The organism is Vibrio sp. zbq_1 (assembly GCF_043102935.1).
In the GTDB taxonomy this organism is placed as follows: Bacteria; Pseudomonadota; Gammaproteobacteria; order Enterobacterales; family Vibrionaceae; genus Vibrio; species Vibrio parahaemolyticus.
In genome coordinates this window covers 1-4,101 of sequence record NZ_JBICJH010000040.1, presented here as the reverse complement: position 1 = coordinate 4,101, position 4,101 = coordinate 1, and the positions used below count along the sequence as shown (strand labels likewise).

5 protein-coding genes and 2 pseudogenes are annotated in these 4,101 nt (G+C 39.4%); 3 read left to right on the top strand and 4 right to left on the bottom strand.

Annotated elements, in window-relative coordinates:
* Positions 1 to 135: pseudogene (locus ACF8CV_RS17910) on the top strand (IS4 family transposase); the annotation flags it as partial.
* A 9-nt stretch (positions 136 to 144) separates the two neighbouring features.
* Here ACF8CV_RS17910 and ACF8CV_RS17905 read toward each other — a convergent pair.
* A complete protein-coding gene (locus tag ACF8CV_RS17905) occupies positions 145 to 561 on the bottom strand; it encodes a helix-turn-helix domain-containing protein (protein ID WP_000275180.1) in 417 nt (138 codons plus the stop codon).
* A gap of 87 nt (positions 562 to 648) precedes the next feature.
* Between ACF8CV_RS17905 and tetC the strand changes: the two genes are divergently transcribed.
* The gene (tetC, locus tag ACF8CV_RS17900; protein ID WP_000428546.1) at positions 649 to 1,242 is read left to right on the top strand and encodes a tetracyline resistance-associated transcriptional repressor TetC; all 594 of its coding nucleotides are present in this window, start codon (positions 649 to 651) and stop codon (positions 1,240 to 1,242) included.
* A 112-nt stretch (positions 1,243 to 1,354) separates the two neighbouring features.
* Here tetC and tet(B) read toward each other — a convergent pair whose 3' ends face one another.
* Positions 1,355 to 2,560, bottom strand: a complete 1,206-nt coding sequence (gene tet(B), locus ACF8CV_RS17895; protein WP_031944061.1) for a tetracycline efflux MFS transporter Tet(B) — start codon at positions 2,558 to 2,560, stop codon at positions 1,355 to 1,357.
* Between the two features lie 81 nt (positions 2,561 to 2,641).
* On the opposite strand from tet(B), the gene tetR(B) reads away from it, so the two are divergent.
* On the top strand, positions 2,642 to 3,265 hold the full coding sequence (tetR(B), locus tag ACF8CV_RS17890) for a tetracycline resistance transcriptional repressor TetR(B) (RefSeq protein WP_000088605.1): 624 nt from the start codon (positions 2,642 to 2,644) through the stop codon (positions 3,263 to 3,265).
* On the opposite strand, the gene ACF8CV_RS17885 is transcribed toward tetR(B), so the two are convergent.
* Positions 3,243 to 3,929, bottom strand: a complete 687-nt coding sequence (locus ACF8CV_RS17885) for a helix-turn-helix transcriptional regulator (protein ID WP_001284954.1) — start codon at positions 3,927 to 3,929, stop codon at positions 3,243 to 3,245. The genes tetR(B) and ACF8CV_RS17885 overlap by 23 nt on opposite strands.
* A 7-nt stretch (positions 3,930 to 3,936) precedes the next feature.
* Positions 3,937 to 4,101, bottom strand: a pseudogene (locus ACF8CV_RS17880) (amino acid-binding protein); the annotation flags it as partial.

The following is a 4,101-nucleotide window of genomic DNA, read 5'->3' as shown; positions in this document are numbered from 1 at the left end:
CTCTCAACAGTTCGCTTAGGCATGGAAGTTTTGCGGCATTCTGGCTACACAATAACAAGGGAAGACTTACTCGTGGCTGCAACCCTACTAGCTCAAAATTTATTCACACATGGTTACGCTTTGGGGAAATTATGAGGGGATCTCTCAGTGCATTGCCTCCAATTCCCATAATTTATTACGCCGATAATAACTTGGTGTAACCTTAAAAATGTACTTAAATCGACGTGTAAAAGATTGTTGGGAATCAAATTGATATTTTAATGCGATCTCAAGGATAGTTTTTTTCGTCAACCTCAACTCAACAGCCGCTTTCGTCAAACGACGAGCACGAATATAGCTAGCCAGTGTGACCCCTGTTACTTTTTTGAACAGCCGCTGAAAATACCACTTGGTATAACCCGCTTTATTCGCCACATCATCAAGCAGTAAAGACTGATCTAAATTATGTTCAATCCATAATAGAACATCTTTGATAACCGTTGTATGAAACTGCTTATCATCATATCTTAATTGGATGTTATTAGCTTTATTTTGATAGCGAGAATGCTGTTCAATATACATAAAATAACCTAAATGTTCTTAAGATTGTCACGACCACATCATCATGATACCATAAACATACTGACGGTATGTTATTTTAAATCTATCATGGAAAATAAAAATCATCAACAAGAAAATTTTAAGAGTACCTATCAATCACTGGTTAACTCAGCACGAATATTGTTTGTTGAAAAAGGCTATCAAGCTGTTTCAATAGATGAGATCTCGGGAAAAGCGTTGGTGACCAAAGGTGCCTTTTATCATCACTTTAAAAATAAAAAACAATTACTCAGTGCCTGTTATAAGCAGCAATTAATTATGATTGATGCCTACATCACAACAAAAACTGATTTAACAAATGGTTGGTCTGCCTTAGAAAGTATATTTGAACATTATCTTGATTATATTATTGATAATAATAAAAACCTTATCCCTATCCAAGAAGTGATGCCTATCATTGGTTGGAATGAACTTGAAAAAATTAGCCTTGAATACATTACTGGTAAGGTAAACGCCATTGTCAGCAAATTGATCCAAGAGAACCAACTTAAAGCTTATGATGATGATGTGCTTAAAAACTTACTCAATGGCTGGTTTATGCATATCGCAATACATGCGAAAAACCTAAAAGAGCTTGCCGATAAAAAAGGCCAATTTATTGCTATTTACCGCGGCTTTTTATTGAGCTTGAAAGATAAATAAAATAGATAGGTTTTATTTGAAGCTAAATCTTCTTTATCGTAAAAAATGCCCTCTTGGGTTATCAAGAGGGTCATTATATTTCGCGGAATAACATCATTTGGTGACGAAATAACTAAGCACTTGTCTCCTGTTTACTCCCCTGAGCTTGAGGGGTTAACATGAAGGTCATCGATAGCAGGATAATAATACAGTAAAACGCTAAACCAATAATCCAAATCCAGCCATCCCAAATTGGTAGTGAATGATTATAAATAACAGCAAACAGTAATGGGCCAATAACACCGGTTGCATTGGTAAGGCTCACCAATAATCCCTGTAAAGCACCTTGCTGATGACTCTTTGTTTGGATAGACATCACTCCCTGTAATGCAGGTAAAGCGATCCCACCACCAGCCAATAAAATTAAAAAAGGGAAAACTAACCAACCTTCAGATATAAACGCTAAAAAGGCAAATGCACTACTATCTGCAATAAATCCGAGCAGTACTGCCGTTTTTTCGCCCCATTTAGTGGCTATTCTTCCTGCCACAAAGGCTTGGAATACTGAGTGTAAAAGACCAAGACCCGCTAATGAAAAGCCAACCATCATGCTATTCCATCCAAAACGATTTTCGGTAAATAGCACCCACACCGTTGCGGGAATTTGGCCTATCAATTGCGCTGAAAAATAAATAATCAACAAAATGGGCATCGTTTTAAATAAAGTGATGTATACCGAATTCGATTGCGTCTCAACCCCTACTTCGGTATCTGTATTATCACGTGTATTTTTGGTTTCACGGAACCAAAACATAACCACAAGGAAAGTGACAATATTTAGCAACGCAGCGATAAAAAAGGGACTATGCGGTGAAATCTCTCCTGCAAAACCACCAATAATAGGCCCCGCTATTAAACCAAGCCCAAAACTTGCCCCTAACCAACCGAACCACTTCACGCGTTGAGAAGCTGAGGTGGTATCGGCAATGACCGATGCCGCGACAGCCCCAGTAGCTCCTGTGATCCCTGAAAGCAAACGGCCTAAATACAGCATCCAAAGCGCACTTGAAAAAGCCAGCAATAAGTAATCCAGCGATGCGCCTATTAATGACAACAACAGCACTGGGCGCCGACCAAATCGGTCAGACATTTTTCCAAGCCAAGGAGCAAAGATAACCTGCATTAACGCATAAAGTGCAAGCAATACGCCAAAGTGGTTAGCGATATCTTCCGAAGCAATAAATTCACGTAATAACGTTGGCAAGACTGGCATGATAAGGCCAATCCCCATGGCATCGAGTAACGTAATTACCAATGCGATCTTTGTCGAACTATTCATTTCACTTTTCTCTATCACTGATAGGGAGTGGTAAAATAACTCTATCAATGATAGAGTGTCAACAAAAATTAGGAATTAATGATGTCTAGATTAGATAAAAGTAAAGTGATTAACAGCGCATTAGAGCTGCTTAATGAGGTCGGAATCGAAGGTTTAACAACCCGTAAACTCGCCCAGAAGCTAGGTGTAGAGCAGCCTACATTGTATTGGCATGTAAAAAATAAGCGGGCTTTGCTCGACGCCTTAGCCATTGAGATGTTAGATAGGCACCATACTCACTTTTGCCCTTTAGAAGGGGAAAGCTGGCAAGATTTTTTACGTAATAACGCTAAAAGTTTTAGATGTGCTTTACTAAGTCATCGCGATGGAGCAAAAGTACATTTAGGTACACGGCCTACAGAAAAACAGTATGAAACTCTCGAAAATCAATTAGCCTTTTTATGCCAACAAGGTTTTTCACTAGAGAATGCATTATATGCACTCAGCGCTGTGGGGCATTTTACTTTAGGTTGCGTATTGGAAGATCAAGAGCATCAAGTCGCTAAAGAAGAAAGGGAAACACCTACTACTGATAGTATGCCGCCATTATTACGACAAGCTATCGAATTATTTGATCACCAAGGTGCAGAGCCAGCCTTCTTATTCGGCCTTGAATTGATCATATGCGGATTAGAAAAACAACTTAAATGTGAAAGTGGGTCTTAAAAGCAGCATAACCTTTTTCCGTGATGGTAACTTCACGGTAACCAAGATGTCGAGTTAACCACCCTTTAGATTCATAAAGCGAAAATAATGCGGCTCCAACGTACCCACCTAAATGGAAACGGCGTTCACTCCAATCTAAACACGCACAACAGATTTTACGTGAATGTTTGGAAGGAACGTCAATTCCCATTTCATGAAAATATTGAATACCACTTAATGTGATCATTGAACCATTTTCAGTGATCCATTGCTGTTGACAAAGGGAATCATAGATCTTAACGGCAACTTCGCCAGCTAAATGATCATAGCAAGTACGTGCTTTTCGTAAATGCACTGGCGTGGAAACTTTGGCATGTACGCCATGGTTTAAGGAGATCCCCATCATACTTTCCATCAATTCAGCAATATCTTTTCCTGCTAGCCGAAAATAACGATGCTTGCCTTGAGCTACTACTGTGATTAGCTGGCAATCTAATAATTTAGATAAATGACTGCTCGCCGTTGAAGCTGATATATTCGCCACAGAACTTAGCTCAGTGGCCGTCCAAGCTCGCCCATCCATCAAAGCACTGAGTATTTTAACTCGTGAAATGTCAGACATAGCCGCCCCTATCGCGGCTATTGAGGACTCAAAGGTAACCTCTTTTCGTATTAAATTAGCCATCGCAAGTTCACTTTATTGCCCAAGGGAGCGTAACAGATGCAGCCATACTATCATTGTCCGTTATTAATATCAGTTGGTTAGCATGGTCACTGTATTGCACTAAAATATTAATGTTATTCTCCGCCAATACTCGTGCTATTTCGCCAAGTTCCCCCGGTTTTTCCTGTTTTAA